General features: G+C 41.9%; 1 protein-coding gene. It reads right to left on the minus strand.

The window, feature by feature from the left end; translation table 11 throughout:
• The coding region (locus BG32_RS13605; protein ID WP_147435062.1) for a PhzF family phenazine biosynthesis protein at window positions 1–288 on the minus strand (288 nt) is incomplete at its 3' end.
• Window positions 289–616: the final 328 nt, after the last annotated feature.

Below are 616 nucleotides of genomic sequence, written 5' to 3' on the forward strand. Positions count from 1 at the left end.
TTCGTAAAAGATCTCGCCTTTAATACCCAGCTCCGTAAACTGAATCCACGCAGTTGCAAGAGTTGCGTGACCGCACATTTTGACTTCCGTTTTTGGCGTAAACCATTTCAAATTGAAAGTATTACTCGGTTCTTCAGGCCAAACAAATGCAGTCTCTGACAGATTCATTTCCGATGAGATTTTCAGGCAAAGATTTTCATCTATTTGCCCTTCCAAAATACATACTCCGGCGGGATTACCTGAAAAAGGGACAGCAGTGAATGAATCAACCTGATAGATTTTATGCATTAGACCACTCCTCTTTACCTATGTCGAAAACCGAATGTTCTTCAGAGCAAATTTTACACTTTTCGCCTTTACTCCTCAAATGCTTTTATGTTCAGGAGTAAGTAGGAACTAAAAATGCTAAGAGATCAAGTATTCTGTATTTTGCAACTTCTTGGCACACCGAAACTCGCAACCGATCTTCTCGGACAGTGATGAATCGATAACGACCTTCCTTCCTCTCTCTCGCAGGCTAAGCATACGTCTACGCTCTTCACAGAGTAGTCTCAAAGGAATATTGATTGATGAACTTCGAAAAGGAACAAGGGCGGCACTTTCGCCGCAATGAGCA

Origin of the sequence: Mesotoga sp. HF07.pep.5.2.highcov, from assembly GCF_003666285.1 — a bacterium.
GTDB classification, from domain to species: Bacteria; Thermotogota; Thermotogae; order Petrotogales; family Kosmotogaceae; genus Mesotoga; species Mesotoga prima.